We start from the raw sequence: 14,392 nt of genomic DNA on the forward strand, positions 1-14,392 counted from the left end.
CTGCCCGGCCCCGCCGCGGTCGCCGCGTTTGACCGGGTACCCGCTCAGCCCGTAACGTGCTGAGGTCGAGTCGCATCGACGGAGATGACGCGTGCCCGCCGGCAGTTCCAGCAAGGCGAGCTAGGGTGGGCCCCCGCTGCGGGGGACCGGACGCGGCCCTCGATGCGTGACATCGCGCCTTTCAAGACGAACCGACCGCAGCACTGGAGCCTCAAGTGAGCAAGCGTACTTTTCAGCCGAACAACCGTCGTCGCCACAAGAAGCACGGCTTCCGGCTGCGCATGCGCACTCGCGCCGGCCGGGCCATCCTGACCAACCGGCGCAGCAAGGGTCGCGCCCGCATCGCGGTCTGACCACCACTTCACTGTGCTGCCCTCCGGAAACCGGATGCGGCGGCGGGACGACTTCACGCTGGCCGTCCGGCGCGGGCGCCGCGCCGGACGGCCAAACGTCGTGGTCCATCTGCTTCAGCCGGACGAGAACGCAGGCGCGGACGCCCCGCCGCTGGTCGGGTTCATCGTGGCCCGCACCGTGGGGAACGCCGTCGTCCGCAACGCGGTGCGACGGCGGCTCCGGCACCTGATGCGCCAGCACCTCGACCGGCTCCCAGCGGGTAGCCTGCTCGTAGTGCGCGCCAACCCCCGGGCGGGGACGGCGCGCCCTGACGAAACGGCCGCGGATCTCGAGTCGGCACTCGATCGGCTGCTGCGGCCCGCGTCCAAGGGGCGAAGATGAGGAGTCGGCAGGGGACGGTGCGTCCGTCCCGGCAACCGGCGGGGTCCCCGGGCCCTGTCGCGAGCCTGCTGATCCTTCTCGTCCGCGCCTACCGCCGCTTCTTGAGTCCCCTGCTCGGGCAGCAGTGCAGATTCCAGCCCAGCTGCAGCGCGTACGGCCTGGAGGCCCTCCAGGTGCACGGGGCGCCGCGCGGCACGTGGCTGACGGCCCGCCGCATCGCGCGGTGCCACCCCTTCAACCCGGGGGGCTACGACCCGGTGCCGCCGAAGAGGACGTCCGGGACGCCTTTCTCCGGGGAGCCTGAGGGACACGTCCCCCAGGAGCGATCGACCCCCTCCGGGGGCTCGGGGGATTCGTCCCCGAGGCGATCCGCGGCGGCCTCTTCGAACTCCGGCCGCGAGGAGAGCGGCCCCGCCCTAGCAGAGCCCAAGGAGCTGCCCGGTGCTTGACTGGTTGTATGAGATCGTCGCTCAGCTCATCGTGTGGATTCACTCGGGGCTGAGCACCGTCGTCCCCGAGGACAGTGGATGGGCCTGGGGCGGCTCGATCATCCTGCTGACGGTCCTGCTGCGACTCGTCCTCGTCCCCCTGTTCGTCAAGCAGATCCACGCATCGCGGAAGATGCAGGAGCTGAACCCCAAGGTCCAGGCGCTGCGCAAGAAGTACAAGAACGACAAGCAGCGCATGAACCAGGAGGTCATGAAGCTCTACCAGGAGAACGGCGCCAACCCGCTCGCGGGCTGCCTGCCGATCCTGGTCCAGATGCCGATCTTCATCGGGCTGTTCCAGGTGCTGCGCCGCATCTCCGACGCCGACGAGGGCGAGAGCGTCTTCGCCGTCACGGCGGACCTGGTGCAGAGCGCCCAGAAGGCCAGCATCTTCGGCGCCCACATCCCGGACACGTTCCTCAACGCCTTCAGTGCGGACCCCAAGAACTGGATCGCGATCGCCATCACCGGTGTGGCCGTGGTGATCAGCTCCATCACGACGTTCTTCACCGTCCGGGCGAGCATGAAGCGCCAGCCCATCACCGACGACGCCAACCCGATGATGCAGGCGCAGAAGATGATGGTCTTCATGGCGCCGCTGTTCGGCCTCTTCGGACTCGGGTTCCCGCTGGGCGTCCTCATGTACTGGGTCACGTCCAACAGCTGGACGCTTGCGCAGCAGCACTACATCTTCAAGAAGTACCCGCCGCCCACCGCGGACGCCGACACGCCGCCGGCCTCCGGCAAGGCGGGCTCGAAGGCGGGCTCGAAGGCCGCCGCCGCGAAGGCGGGTGCCAAGGCCGGTGCGAAGGCCGGTGCGAAGGCGTCCGCTGTGAAGAACGGGCAGGCGGCGTCCGGCGGGAAGACGAAGCTGAAGAAGGAGACGGACACCGTCCCCGAGACCGACGACAAGCCCAAGGTCGTGCGCAACCAGCCGACCCGCAAGCCGCGCAGCAAGCGCAGCGGCACCCCGAAGCGCTAGTTTGAACCCCGAGCACGTGCCCGAGAAGGAGACCCCGTTGAGCCAGACCGACACCACCGAGGTCGACGTCCAGGCGCTCGAGCAGGAAGGCGAGATCGCCGCCGACTACATCGAGGGCCTGCTGGACATCGGTGACTACGACGGCGACATCGACATGGACGTCGAGGGCGAACGCGCCATCGTGGCCGTCGTCGGCGCGTCCCTGGACGAGCTGGTCGGCAAGCGCGGCGAGGTCCTGGAGGCGCTGCAGGAGCTGACCCGCCTGGCCGTCCACCGGCAGACGGGCAACCGCACCCGCCTCATGCTCGACATCGGCGGCTACCGTGAGCGTCGCCGCGCCGAACTGACCAAGCTCGGCACCGACGTCGCGGACGAGGTCAAGCAGAGCGGCGAGTCGAAGCCGCTCGCCCCGATGACCCCGTTCGAGCGCAAGATCGTCCATGACGCGGTCGCCGCCGCGGGCCTGCGCAGCGAGTCCGAAGGCGAAGAACCCGACCGCTACGTGGTCGTCTACCCCGCCTGACGGCCCGGCGGCTGCCCCCGCCTCTCACACGCACGACCCACGAACGGCCCCGATGCCCCGGCACCGGGGCCGTTCGCATGCGCGGAGCCGTTCGCATGCCCGGGGCCGTTCGCATGCCCGGGGCCGTTCGCATGCCCGGGGCCGTTCGCATGCCCGGGGCCGTTCGCATGCCCGGGGCCGTTCGCATGCCCGGGGCCGTTCGCATGCCCGGGGCCGTTCGCAAGCGCGGGGTGGAGGCGTGCGCGGGGTGGAGCAGTGGCGGGGTGGAGTAGACGGGATGGTGCGAGGACAAGGGATTGAAAAGCAGGCCCCTCCCGCCCGGGGGCGGACCGCTTACCTCCAGTGTCAAGCGCCCCGTGCCCGGGAGGTTGGGAAATCGCCGCCTGTGGATAACGCAGGGGAGGGCCCCGCGCCCTGCCCGGCGCGGGGCCCCAGGGAGCTCGGTGTGCGCCGCCGCCCGAGCACACCGAGCAGGATCAGGGACGGCAGGCGGTCATCTCCGAACGGTCCGGCGCCACCGGCGGCGCGGGACGGCCCGTCCTTCCGCGTCGAGGCCGGACGCGTTCTGCACGGCCGGGTCCTGAGCGTGCGCGGGGTCCTGGGCGTAGGCCGGGTCTTGGGCGACGTTGCTGTGCGTCACGCTTCCCTCTGCCGGGCGCTCGATCACGCGTTCGACTCGTTCGGCCGGACGTCCGGCAGGCGCCGGCTCCTCCACGATGTGCTCCTCATGGATCACCTCTTCCGGCTCGTCCCCGTAGGCGGGGTCGGCGCCCACAACACGGCCGGCGCGGCGCCGGGGCCGGGTGTACCGAAGGGTGAACCCCATGCTGATGAGCCCCACCAGGATCAGGATCAAGCCGACCAGGGTGATATCTATGCCACTGAGCTCGACGCGGAGCGCGAACGCGAGGATCGCGCCGATGGCGATGAAAGCGAGACTGACTCCGATTCCCATCTGTCGGAGCTCCTTCCGGGGGGAGGTCGGGCGACACCCCGCCTTTACCCGAGGGGACGCAGTTATGCCGACAGGTCATGTTGTTCTTGCCAAAACGCAAGGCTCCGCGGCCCCGCCGAGCCCGTCCATCCGGCCGCTGATCCGGGGCGCGGGCCGGGCGGTCCAGGCCCGGAACCCGGCGAACGGACGTTTCGTGTGCACGCGCACGCTTGGTTCTGTGGAACGATTCGTCTGATGGGGATTGCACGGGAGGTATTCGGTGACGCGTTGCCGGTCGCGGAGCGCTATGCGGCGTTCCTCGCCGAGGCCGGCGTCGAGCGCGGGCTCATCGGGCCGCGCGAGGTCGACCGGCTCTGGGAACGCCACCTGATCAACTGCGCGGTGGTGTCCGAGGTGATTCAGGCGGACGCGCAGGTCGTCGACATCGGCTCGGGAGCCGGGCTGCCGGGCATCGTCCTCGCGATCGTCCGGCCTGACCTGCGGGTCACGCTGCTGGAACCGCTGCTGCGCCGGACGACCTTCCTGAACGAGTGCGTCGAGATGCTCGATCTGCCGAACGTCGTGGTGTGCCGGGCACGGGCCGAGGACGTCGCCGAGGAGTTCTCCGTGGACGTGGCGACCGCGCGGGCCGTCGCACCGCTCGAACGGCTCGCGGCCTGGGCGCTTCCGCTGCTGCGCCCGGGAGGCGAACTGCTCGCACTCAAGGGTGAGCGGGCCGCCGCCGAACTGGACGAGGCGGCACCCGTCCTGGAACGGTTCGAGGTGCGTACCACCGAACTGCTTCAAGTCGGGCAAGGTATGGTCGATCCGCCGACAACGCTCGTCCGTGTGGTCGCCGGCCGAGGCGGGGTTGTCGGACGACGACAGCGCGCACCCCGGCGTGCCAAAGGGTCGAGGAAGAGGTCTTCATGAGCACGGGACCAGGACTGGGCCGGCCTGACCGCACAGGCGAATCCCCCGACGAACAGCCATTCGGCCTGGGTGGCCCCGGCGAGGCGACGACGCCGCCCGCCGGGACGCCAGGGGGGCAAGGTCCGGCCAAGGAGCCGGGGGCCGCGCCCTCTGGACACGCGATGTGGGGCAGTACGACGTCTGGTACGGCCGAGAACGTCGGCTATGTACCGACGCAGGCCGCCGCCGCGCCGCCCGGGCCCCGCAAGGGACCAACTCAGGGGGAGTCAGAACTCGTGCGCGAGGCGCTCAAGGACGCCAAGGTTTCACATGAAACATCGGCCACGGCGGTGAAGGCGATGCCGGGCCGCAGGGACAGGGAGTGGCCGCGGCCGGATAGATGCCGCGTCATCACCATCGCCAACCAGAAGGGCGGCGTCGGCAAGACCACCAGTTCGGTGAACCTCGCCGCATCGCTCGCCATGCACGGCGCCCAGGTGCTCGTGGTCGACCTCGATCCCCAGGGCAACGCCTCTACCGCGCTCGGTGTCGAGCACCACGCCGAGGTCCCGTCGATCTACGACGTGCTGATCGAGGACATGGCGCTCGCCGACATCATCGTGCCCGCGCCGGAGATCCCGAACCTCTTCTGCGCGCCCGCGACCCTCAACCTCGCCGGCGCCGAGATCGAACTGGTCTCCAAAGTGGCCCGCGAGTCGCGGCTGCGCCGGGCGCTCGACGCCTACGACACCGAGAAGTTCGACTACGTCCTCATCGACTGCCCGCCGTCCCTCGGGCTGCTCACCGTGAACGCCCTCGTGGGCGGGGACGAGCTGCTCATCCCGATCCAGTGCGAGTACTACGCGCTGGAGGGGCTCGGGCAGCTCATCCGGACCGTCGACCTCGTCAAGGCGCACCTCAACCAGAAGCTGAAGGTGTCCACGATCCTTCTCACGATGTACGACGCCCGGACGCGTCTCGCCGCGCAGGTCGCGGAGGACGTCCGCAACCACTTCGGTGACGTCGTCCTGAACACCGTGATCCCCCGCAGCGTCCGGGTGTCCGAGGCCCCGAGCTACGGACAGTCCGTCATGACCTACGACCCCGGTTCGAGCGGCGCCCTCGCCTACAGCGAAGCCGCCTCGGAGATGGCCCATGGAGGAGCCGCACAGTGAGCCAGCAGCGACGCGGCCTGGGGAAGGGCCTCGGTGCCCTCATTCCCACCTCGCCGCCCCCGTCGGCCCCGGCCGAGATGGGCGAGCCGGGATTCCCGGGCGGCCCCGCGGCTCCCCCGGCCAACGGCGCCTCAGTAGAGCCGCCGCTTGAACCGGTCGCCGGCGCCCACTTCGCCGAGCTGCCCCTCGGCTCGATCACCGTCAACCCGCGCCAGCCGCGCGAGCACTTCGACGAGCAGGCCCTCGCGGAGCTGGCCGAGTCGATCGGCATCGTCGGCCTCCTGCAGCCGATCGTCGTCCGCAGGATCACCTCGGGCGACCACGAGTACGAGCTCATCATGGGCGAGCGCCGCTGGCGCGCGTCCAAGTTGGCCGGACTGGACGTCATCCCGGCGATCGTCCGCGACACCAGCGACAACGACCTTCTCCGTGACGCGCTCATTGAGAACCTGCACCGCCAGCAGCTCAATCCGCTCGAAGAGGCTGCCGCGTACCAGCAGCTCCTCCAGGACTTCGGCGCCACCCACGAACAGCTCGCCGGACGCATCGGACGGTCGCGACCGCACATCACGAACACGCTGCGCCTGCTGAACCTGCCGCCGGCCGTCCAGCGCCGGGTCGCCGCGGGCGTTCTGTCCGCCGGTCATGCGCGTGCCCTGTTGTCCCTCGACAGCACCGAGGCTCAGGAGCACCTGGCGCAGCGGATCGTCCAGGAGGGGCTTTCCGTGCGGGCGCTCGAAGAGCTCATCGCGCTACGCGAGGTCGACGAACCGAAGGCGCCGCGGCAGGGACGGCGCAAGAAGCCCGTCGCTCCCGGTCTGCAAGAGCTGGCGGAGCGCCTCTCCGACCGCTACGAGACCAAGGTGCGCGTCGACATGGGGCGCAACAAGGGCAAGATCGTGGTCGAGTTCGCCACTCTGGAAGACCTCGACCGCATCATCAAGTCAATGGCCCCGCCGGACGACGCCCCGACCGAACTCTGACGCCCAACGAACGAGCGCCCCGGGAGGATCCTCCCGGGGCGCTCGTCTGCTCTCCCTACGCCCTGCCGCCTGCGGTCGATACTTGGCCAAGGGTGAGGAGGAGGCAAACTGTCGGGCGGGCGCGCTCCCCCGCCCGCTGCGCGAGACGGTTGGGACTACCGGGCCCGATGGCGCAGGGAACGGCGGGGGCTCCTTGTGGATCACCTAGACCGTGGCAGATGACCGAGACCGTCACGCCCCGTCTCCTGTTTCACGTGAAACAGGCGGCGCGCGCAGTTGGGTGCCCGTGATCGTCGAACTCTAGAGGCCGTGGGCTCGTGGGAGGAGGGCGTTGAAAGGAGGCGGGGAAGTTCACGCGGCGTCGTCATCCGACCCCCGCTCGATTCCCCCTTCCGCTTCCCATTCCTCGCGCTGGATCGACCATGGCCCATACGGGCATTCGCGGACTCTGGAGAGTGGCTCGCTGCCTCATACGGTCGGGGGTCTCCCATGCTCCGCTTACCTGTGGCCCCTGCACCGCACCATGCGAGGGACGGGCCGGCCGCCTCCGCTCCCTACTCGGGCAAGAAGTAGCCATCGGTCTCGTCCCACGGGATATCGAGGTCGTCCAGGTGCACACGCCACTCGGCGCCCGGTAGCGAGCGACGCATCTGGGTCAGCGATGACAACACATGATCGAGGACTGGTACCACTCGATCGAAGTCGGTCGGCATCTTCGTGGACCCGGCCACGATCTCGTCCGGCTCTCCCGCCCCGTTCTCGTACAGGTACAGGGTCTCCTCGTACTCGTACGGGAAGGACTCCATGTGCGCGGCGACGATCCGGTCGACAGCGGCCGTCTCGCCATCCGTGAGTGGTGTCGGCCGGATGGCGGAGTAGTAGAGGGAGACGCTCATCGCCCGAGCGTACCGAGGTGGCATGACAGGGCTCGGAGATCCGAGATCCAGCCGCGTTGGCACGAGCAAGGACGGCATGGCGCAGGTCGTCCATCCTTGCGCCTTCGCCCTCGAACGGACGCCTGCAGCACGCCCCAGTTGTCACAGTCGATGGCATCCGCAGATGGAGCACCTTCGTTGTTTCACGTGGAACATGGCGGGGCTCGGGGCGGAGTCAGATAAGCCAGTACAGGGTCAGTTCAAGACGGCGCTCGGGGACGTGCTTGGGATGCAGCCGCTGCGCCTCGTCCACCGGCCGGGGATGGGCAGGCAGTTCGGCGGAGCAGGCGACCGGGTCGTCGCATCGAGCGGCAATCGCGGTGGGGCGGAGGAGGTTGGGCGGCGGGCAGCGATTCGCGACCTGTTTCACGTGAAACGGGGCGCATCGCAGAGGCAACGAGAAAGAAATGGAAGCAGCGAAGGCATCGCGTCGACGCCATTCTGCCTTCCTGCCGATGGCCGGGGATGCTCGGCCATCGCTCGCCGAGGCGAAGCGGCCAAGGTGGAGCGGCCAAGGTGTAGCGGCCAAGGTGTAGCGGCCAAGGTGGAGCTTCTGTAGGCGAACTTCCGGGTCCCGCGCTCTGCGGGGATCCCGCCTCGGCAACCGCGCCGGCATCTACCTGCTGCACACCGACGGCCTGCGCCGCTGGCCCCTCGTGTCCGTGGCCCCAGTGCTGCAACGTGAGGTTGGCGGACGCCTTAGCGCCTGGAGCTTGGGCAGGGAGGTGGGAATGTCTGGGAGGGCGGAAGGCGACGACAGGTTGCGGGCTGGCGGTGGCGTGGCGAGCGGGTTAGTCAGGTGATGCGGGCGGTTGCCGCTAGGAGGGCGGTCACCTTAGGCGAGGCGGGTGGTGAGTAGGGCGCGGCAGACTTCGCCCAGGTCTAGGTCGGCGCCGCTGATCGCTCGGGGGAAGAGGCTCGTCTCGGTCATGCCGGGGGCGACGTTGACTTCGAGGAAGTGCACTTCGCCGTCGGGGGAGACGATGAGGTCGGTGCGGGAGAGGTCGCGGAGGCCGAGGGCGCGGTGTGCGGTGACCGCGGCGGCGGTGGCGCGTTCCGTGGCGTCCGGGGTCAGCCGGGCCGGGGTGATGAACTCGGTGTCGCCGGCGTCGTAGCGGGCGGTGTAGTCGTAGCGTCCGCCGGGGGCAACGATCTCGACGGCGGGGAGCGCCATGGGGACGCCGTCGCGTTCGATGACGCTGACGGCGACCTCCGTGCCGGCGACGTACTCCTCGACGAGCGCGGCGTCGCCGTAGGCGAAGCAGCCGACCATGGCGGCGGAGAGGTCGGCGGCGTCGTGGACGACGGAGGCGCCGAGAGCCGAGCCGCCCCGGGTGGGCTTCACGAAGAGCGGCAGGCCGAGGCGGCGGATGATGCGGTCCAGCACGGACGCCGCGCCGAGGTCGTGGAAGATCTCCTTGGGCAGTGCGACCGACCGCGGGGTGCGGAGGTCGGCGCGGCGCACGACGGACTTGGCGGTGGGCTTGTCCCAGGCGACACGACAGGCGTCGGGACGCGCGCCGACGTACGGGACGTCCAAGAGTTCGAGGATGTCGCGAATCGAGCCGTCCTCACCGGCCGCGCCGTGCAGGACGGGGAACACGACGTCCGGTGGGTCTTCGGTGAGGGAGTCGAGGAGCGTGGCGTCGGCATCGCGGAGTTCGACGGGGATGTCGAGGGCGCGCAGTGCGTCCGATACGCGGCGGCCTGAGCGGAGTGAGACCTCCCGCTCGTAGGAGATTCCCCCGGCCAGAACGACGACATGCCCGAGTTCCACTGGTTGGTGCTCCTCTAAGTGACGGGGTTGCGAAACGAAAACGCCGGCCTCCCGGGCATGGTCACCGAGACCGGATGACCGGGAGGCCGGCGCGTTTCACGTGAAACATTCAGACGACGTCCGGGCCGGGCGTCTGGAAGCCGGTGGAACCGCCCGTTACGGCACCGCCGAAGGTGTCCCGGAGCCGGATCTCGTCTTCGACCACGCCCGCGAGCCGCCTGATGCCCTCGCGGATCCGGCCCGGCTCGGGGAAGCAGTAGGAGAGCCGCATGTGGCGGTGGCCGGTCCCGTCGGCGAAGAAGCCGGTTCCCGGGACGTACGCGACGCGTTCGGCGATCGCGCGGGGCGCCATGGCCTTCGCGTCGAGGCCCTCGGGGAGCGTCACCCAGACGAAGAAGCCGCCGTTGGGATGCGTCCAGGTGCAGCCGTCCGGCATGAGCTGGCCGAGCGAGTCGAGCATCGCGTCGCGGCGGGCCCGGTAGAGCTCACGGAAGTCCTTGATCTGCTCTCGCCACGGCTGCGTCGCGAGGTACTCCCGGACGGCGAGCTGGGAGAAGTTCGACGGGCACAGGATCGCGGACTCGGCGGCCAGCACGAGTTTCGCCCGGATGGCGTGCGGCGCCAGCACCCAGCCGACCCGGAGGCCGGAGGCGATCGTCTTGGAGAACGAGCCGAGGTAGATGACGCGGTCCGGGTCGTCCGCGCGCAGCGCCCGCATGGGCTCGCCCTCGAAGCCGAGGAGCCCGTACGGATTGTCCTCGACGACCAGCACGTCGTATTCGGCGCATATTTCGAGGATCTGCGCGCGGCGCGCGGTGGTGAGGGTGACGCCCGCGGGGTTCTGGAACGTCGGGACGGAGTAGAGGAACTTGACCGGACGTCCCTCCCGGCGCAGCCGCGCCAGGGTTTCGCGGAGCGCGCTGGGGATGAGGCCCGCGTTGTCGAGCGGGACGTGCACGACGTCCGCCTGGTATGACGCGAACGTTCCGAGTGCGCCGACATAGGAGGGCGCCTCCGCGAGGATCACGTCCCCCGGGTCGATGAAGATCTTGGTGATGAGGTCGAGGGCCTGCTGGGCGCCGACGGTGACGACGACGTCGTCCGCGGACGCCTGGATGCCTTCGAGGGACATCACCTCGCAGATGTGCTCGCGGAGCTGCTCGTCGCCCTGCGCGGAGCCGTACTGCAGGACGTCCGCGCCCTTGCCCGCGACCAGCTCCCCCACCATCTGGCCGACGGCGTCGAGGGGGAGCGCGGAGACGTACGGCATTCCGCCGGCGAGGGAGACCACCTCGGGACGGGCGGCCATCGCGAACAGAGCCCGGATCTCGGACGGCACCATGCCGGCGGCACGGGCGGCGTAGCGATCGGTGTAGGCATCTGTGCGCGAGTGCTGTTCCACGAGGCACCTCCGAGGTGGACTGGCTTGCCCTGCAAACTACGCCATCGGCCGGGCGATTCGGCGAAGACCCTGGATGCGCGCCGTCCCGTCCGTACCGTCGTCGAGACCGCCCGGGCGGACGGTCCCGGCACAAGATCCTTGCCGGGCGCGCCATCGGGGTAGGAACTCCCCTGTCCGATACGATGCCCGAGGGCCCCGGAATGTTCCGGGGAGTTCCGCGAGTGGCGTTCCGCCCGAGAAACCACCGGCCCGGCCCGGCCGCCGGTTTCGATCGCAACAGGGGGTGCCGGCCCGGTGTCGCGTCGTCTGGTCAACATCACGCTGGACAATCTCGGCGATCTGCCGCACCGATGCCGCGGGTGCGTCTTCTGGGAACTCGACCCGGTCAGCGGGGACCGCGCCCTGGCGTCCGGTGACTCCGCCCTGGAGAAGGAGGCGTGGACGTCCTCGACGCTCCTCGAATGGGGCAGCTGCGGCAAGATCGTGTACGTCGACAACGTCCCCGCGGGGTTCGTGATGTACGCGCCGCCGCTGTACGTCCCGCGCTCGGTGGCGTTCCCGACGAGCCCCGTCAGCGCGGACGCGGTGCTGCTGATGACCGGGCACATCCTCCCGGAGTTCGCGGGCGGCGGGCTCGGCCGGATGCTGGTCCAGGGCGTCGCGAAGGACCTCACCCGGCGCGCGGTGAAGGCGATCGAGGCGTTCGGCGACCTGAAGGGCGAAGAGGGCGGGTGCATGGTGCCCGCCGATTACCTGCTGTCGGTCGGTTTCAAGACCGTCCGACCGCATCACCGGTACCCGCGGCTGCGGCTTGAGCTGAAATCGGCTCTGTCGTGGCGCGAGGACGTCGAGGTGGCGTTGGAACGCCTCCTAGGCTCCATGACCCCAGAAGGGGCGCTCCGTCCCGTCTAGGGCTCTCTCAGCCCTCCGGCTCCGTCGGTTCGCGCGACTGCCCGCCCCCTGTGCTCACGGAGACCGCGGTCTCGGCCTGGTTCGGGCCTGCTCTTCCTGAGGCGCCCCGTCCGTTTCACCTCTTCTGGCGCCGACCGGGGGCTTTCGTCACGGAGTTATCCACAGGGCGCGTTTTCCCTTCCCCATGGTTGGGAGGGGCTTGATGCTGGAGGTAAGCGGTCCGCCCCGGGTGGGTGGGGCGTGTCTTTCTAAAGCTTGTGGCCCGCGCTCCTGGTGGAGTGCGGGCCACAGTCAGCGCCTCGGGGACGACCAGGCGAGGGTGTCCAGACGCATGGCGTTCTGGACGCTCAGATGAACTCGGAGAGGTCCTTCAGGAGGGCCGCCTTGGGCTTGGCGCCCATGATCTGCTTGACGACCTCGCCGCCCTTGTAGACGTTCATCGTCGGGATCTGCATGATGCCGTACTTCTGCGGCACCTGCGGGTTCTCGTCGATGTTGAGCTTCACGATCTCGATCTTGTCGCCGTGCTCCTTGGAGATCTCCTCCAGGATCGGCGCCACCATGCGGCAGGGGCCGCACCACTCGGCCCAGAAGTCGACGAGGACCGGCTTGTCGTTCTTCAGGACCTCGGAGGCGAAGTCGGCGTCGGTCACGGCTTTCATGGTTCTCCTTCAGTTCTTGCGTCTCGCGCGCAGGCGGGGCTCCGTGCGCGTCGTGGTCGGCGCCCCTGCCCGCGGGCGAACGCGGCGTGAGGCCGGAGCCTCCGGCGTGCCGGACGGGCGGTCGCACGGCCGCGCGGACGGACGGGCAGAAGGCTCAGGACTGCGGGACGTTGTCCTCGGCGTCCTGGTCCTGCAGCCACCGCTCGGCGTCGATGGCGGCCGAGCAGCCGGTGCCGGCGGCGGTGACGGCCTGACGATAGATGTGGTCGACGACGTCCCCGCAGGCGAACACGCCGGGGACCTTCGTCTTCGTCGTGGGGGCGTCGACCAGCAGGTAGCCGTCGGTGTCGGTCTCCAGCTGGCCGGCGAAGAGCTCGCTGCGCGGGTCGTGGCCGATCGCGATGAACAGGCCGGTGACCTCCAGCGACGACGTCTCACCGCTCTTCGTGTTCCGGACGGTCACCGCGGTGACGCGGTCGTCGCCGATGATGCCGGTGACCTCGCTGTCCCACAGGAACTTGATCTTCTCGTTGGCGAACGCGCGCTCCTGCATGATCTTGGAGGCGCGCAGCTGGTCGCGGCGGTGGATCACGGTGACGGAGCGGGCGAACTTGGTGAGGAAGATCGCCTCCTCCATCGCGGTGTCGCCGCCGCCGACGACGGCGATGTCCTGCTCGCGGAAGAAGAAGCCGTCACACGTCGCACACCAGGACACGCCGCGTCCCGACAGGCGCTTCTCGTCCGGCAGGCCCAGCTCGCGGTAGCCGGAGCCGGTCGCGACGATCACGGTCCGGGCGAGGTAGGTCTCGTCGCCGACCTTCACGACCTTCGGGTCGGCGGTGAGGTCGACCTCGGTGACGTCGTCGGTGATGAGCTCCGCGCCGAAGCGCTCCGCCTGCTTGCGCAGGTTGTCCATGAGGTCCGGGCCGAGGATGCCGTCCGGGAAGCCGGGGAAGTTCTCCACGTCGGTGGTGTTCATCAGGGCGCCACCGGCCGTCACCGACCCCTCGAACACCAGCGGCTTCAGGTCGCCGCGGGCGGCGTAGACGGCGGCCGTGTAGCCCGCTGGACCCGATCCGATGATGATGACGTTACGGACGTCGCTCACTGTTCTGCGCCTCTCCTCAATGGCCACCAATGCCGCTAGCCGCGTCACTCGCGTCAACCGATACTAGGCCCCGCTGATTCCCGGCACGGTGGCGTGTCCATCCCGCCCTGGACGTCCGGGCCCGGAGCCCTTCCTTCAGTGGGCTTCCCGACCCCTGTCCAGGTGGCCGGTGCGTGCTCCGGTTCGCCCCCCGTCCGCCGGCTGGCCGTAAGGTGTTCGCCATGGCGCGTGTTCTGCTTCTCCACTCGATGTACGGGTTGCGGCCGGCGGTGCTGGAGGCGGCGGAGCGGCTCCGCAAGGCCGGGCATGAGGTGCACGTCCCCGATCTCTACGACGGGCGGGTCGTCGACACGCCCGAAGCGGGAATCGAGATCAAAGAGGAGATCGGCCGGGACGAGTTGCTGCGGCGCGCCGTCGCGGCGGCCGCGCCGCTGGTGCACGGTGGCGGGCTCGTGTACGCGGGGTTCTCACTCGGTGGTTCGCTCGCCCAGAACCTCGCGTTCGCGGACGCCGAAGCCGGCGGGCTGCTGCTGATGCACGGCACGTCCGACATGGCGGACGACGTCTCCACCGACATCCCCGTCCAGCTGCACGTCGCCGACCCCGACACCTACGAGCCGGTCGACTGGCTGAACGCCTGGTACCTGCGGATGCGCCGGGCCGGCGCCGACGTCGAGATCTTCCGGTACCGCGGTGCCGGGCACTTGTTCACCGACCCCGGCCTGCCCGACCACGACGCCGAAGCCGCCGAACGGGCATGGACGATCGCCCTGGACTTCCTCGACTCCCTCTGACGGTGCGGGAAGCGGCGCCCGGCCCGCGGACGGGTCGGGCGTCCGACGGGTCGAGCAGGTCGGGCAGGGC

Annotated in this window: 16 protein-coding genes and 1 pseudogene; 10 read left to right on the forward strand and 7 right to left on the reverse strand. The window is 69.7% G+C overall.

All coding sequences use genetic code 11. The features are described from left to right. Positions 1-215 precede the first annotated feature (215 nt). The 5 genes and pseudogenes from rpmH (at position 216) to E1200_RS22045 (ending at position 2,728) form a co-directional block, all read left to right on the forward strand. Positions 216-353: a 50S ribosomal protein L34 gene (gene rpmH, locus E1200_RS22025; protein ID WP_131953955.1), complete on the forward strand. Its 138-nt coding sequence runs from the start codon at positions 216-218 to the stop codon at positions 351-353. 13 nt (positions 354-366) lie between these two features. Beyond that, positions 367-735 carry a ribonuclease P protein component gene (gene rnpA / locus E1200_RS22030; protein WP_131953956.1) on the forward strand — a complete coding sequence of 123 codons (369 nt, stop codon included), beginning with the start codon at positions 367-369 and terminating at the stop codon, positions 733-735. After that, a pseudogene (yidD, locus tag E1200_RS34925) lies at positions 732-1,001 on the forward strand (membrane protein insertion efficiency factor YidD); the annotation flags it as partial. The gene rnpA and the pseudogene yidD, both read left to right, overlap by 4 nt. 175 nt (positions 1,002-1,176) lie before the next feature. Next, positions 1,177-2,205 carry a membrane protein insertase YidC gene (gene yidC, locus E1200_RS22040; protein ID WP_131953958.1) on the forward strand — a complete coding sequence of 343 codons (1,029 nt, stop codon included), beginning with the start codon at positions 1,177-1,179 and terminating at the stop codon, positions 2,203-2,205. A gap of 37 nt (positions 2,206-2,242) precedes the next feature. After that, positions 2,243-2,728: a R3H domain-containing nucleic acid-binding protein gene (locus E1200_RS22045; protein ID WP_131953959.1), complete on the forward strand. Its 486-nt coding sequence runs from the start codon at positions 2,243-2,245 to the stop codon at positions 2,726-2,728. A 493-nt stretch (positions 2,729-3,221) separates the two neighbouring features. Here E1200_RS22045 and E1200_RS34450 read toward each other — a convergent pair whose 3' ends face one another. Continuing rightward, on the reverse strand, positions 3,222-3,683 hold the full coding sequence (locus E1200_RS34450; protein WP_207933491.1) for a DUF6458 family protein: 462 nt from the start codon (positions 3,681-3,683) through the stop codon (positions 3,222-3,224). Between the two features lie 234 nt (positions 3,684-3,917). On the opposite strand from E1200_RS34450, the gene rsmG reads away from it, so the two are divergent. The 3 genes from rsmG (at position 3,918) to E1200_RS22065 (ending at position 6,732) form a co-directional block, all read left to right on the forward strand. After that, positions 3,918-4,595 carry a 16S rRNA (guanine(527)-N(7))-methyltransferase RsmG gene (gene rsmG, locus E1200_RS22055; protein ID WP_131953960.1) on the forward strand — a complete coding sequence of 226 codons (678 nt, stop codon included), beginning with the start codon at positions 3,918-3,920 and terminating at the stop codon, positions 4,593-4,595. Positions 4,596-4,933: 338 nt separating this feature from the next. Then, a complete protein-coding gene (locus E1200_RS22060) occupies positions 4,934-5,749 on the forward strand; it encodes a ParA family protein (RefSeq protein ID WP_131953969.1) in 816 nt (271 codons plus the stop codon). After that, the gene (locus tag E1200_RS22065) at positions 5,746-6,732 is read left to right on the forward strand and encodes a ParB/RepB/Spo0J family partition protein (protein WP_131953961.1); all 987 of its coding nucleotides are present in this window, start codon (positions 5,746-5,748) and stop codon (positions 6,730-6,732) included. Before E1200_RS22060 ends, E1200_RS22065 begins: the two co-directional genes overlap by 4 nt. A 554-nt stretch (positions 6,733-7,286) precedes the next feature. Here the strand turns inward: E1200_RS22065 and E1200_RS22070 are convergent. The 4 genes from E1200_RS22070 to E1200_RS22085 form a co-directional block, all read right to left on the reverse strand. Continuing rightward, positions 7,287-7,628 (reverse strand): hypothetical protein, encoded by a 342-nt coding sequence (locus tag E1200_RS22070; protein WP_131953962.1) that lies wholly within the window; start codon positions 7,626-7,628, stop codon positions 7,287-7,289. Between the two features lie 214 nt (positions 7,629-7,842). After that, complete coding sequence (locus E1200_RS22075) at positions 7,843-8,037, reverse strand: hypothetical protein (RefSeq protein WP_131953963.1); 195 nt, start codon at positions 8,035-8,037, stop codon at positions 7,843-7,845. Positions 8,038-8,502: 465 nt separating this feature from the next. Further along, the gene (locus tag E1200_RS22080) at positions 8,503-9,444 is read right to left on the reverse strand and encodes a D-alanine--D-alanine ligase (RefSeq protein WP_131953964.1); all 942 of its coding nucleotides are present in this window, start codon (positions 9,442-9,444) and stop codon (positions 8,503-8,505) included. A 109-nt stretch (positions 9,445-9,553) separates the two neighbouring features. After that, positions 9,554-10,846, reverse strand: coding sequence for a PLP-dependent aminotransferase family protein (locus tag E1200_RS22085; RefSeq protein WP_243708747.1), 1,293 nt, complete (start codon positions 10,844-10,846; stop codon positions 9,554-9,556). Positions 10,847-11,140: 294 nt separating this feature from the next. Here E1200_RS22085 and E1200_RS22090 point away from each other — a divergent pair, with 294 nt between their 5' ends. Then, positions 11,141-11,758 (forward strand): GNAT family N-acetyltransferase, encoded by a 618-nt coding sequence (locus E1200_RS22090; protein ID WP_131953965.1) that lies wholly within the window; start codon positions 11,141-11,143, stop codon positions 11,756-11,758. Positions 11,759-12,105: 347 nt separating this feature from the next. Here the strand turns inward: E1200_RS22090 and trxA are convergent, their stop codons facing one another. Continuing rightward, on the reverse strand, positions 12,106-12,420 hold the full coding sequence (trxA, locus tag E1200_RS22095; RefSeq protein ID WP_131953966.1) for a thioredoxin: 315 nt from the start codon (positions 12,418-12,420) through the stop codon (positions 12,106-12,108). Positions 12,421-12,574: 154 nt separating this feature from the next. After that, on the reverse strand, positions 12,575-13,528 hold the full coding sequence (gene trxB, locus E1200_RS22100; RefSeq protein WP_131953967.1) for a thioredoxin-disulfide reductase: 954 nt from the start codon (positions 13,526-13,528) through the stop codon (positions 12,575-12,577). Between the two features lie 221 nt (positions 13,529-13,749). On the opposite strand from trxB, the gene E1200_RS22105 reads away from it, so the two are divergent. Beyond that, entirely contained in the window at positions 13,750-14,322 is a 573-nt protein-coding gene (locus E1200_RS22105; RefSeq protein WP_131953968.1) for a dienelactone hydrolase family protein, read from the forward strand. The last annotated feature ends 70 nt before the right edge of the window (positions 14,323-14,392 follow it).

Origin of the sequence: Actinomadura sp. GC306, assembly GCF_004348665.1 — a bacterium.
In the GTDB taxonomy this organism is placed as follows: domain Bacteria; phylum Actinomycetota; class Actinomycetes; order Streptosporangiales; family Streptosporangiaceae; genus Spirillospora.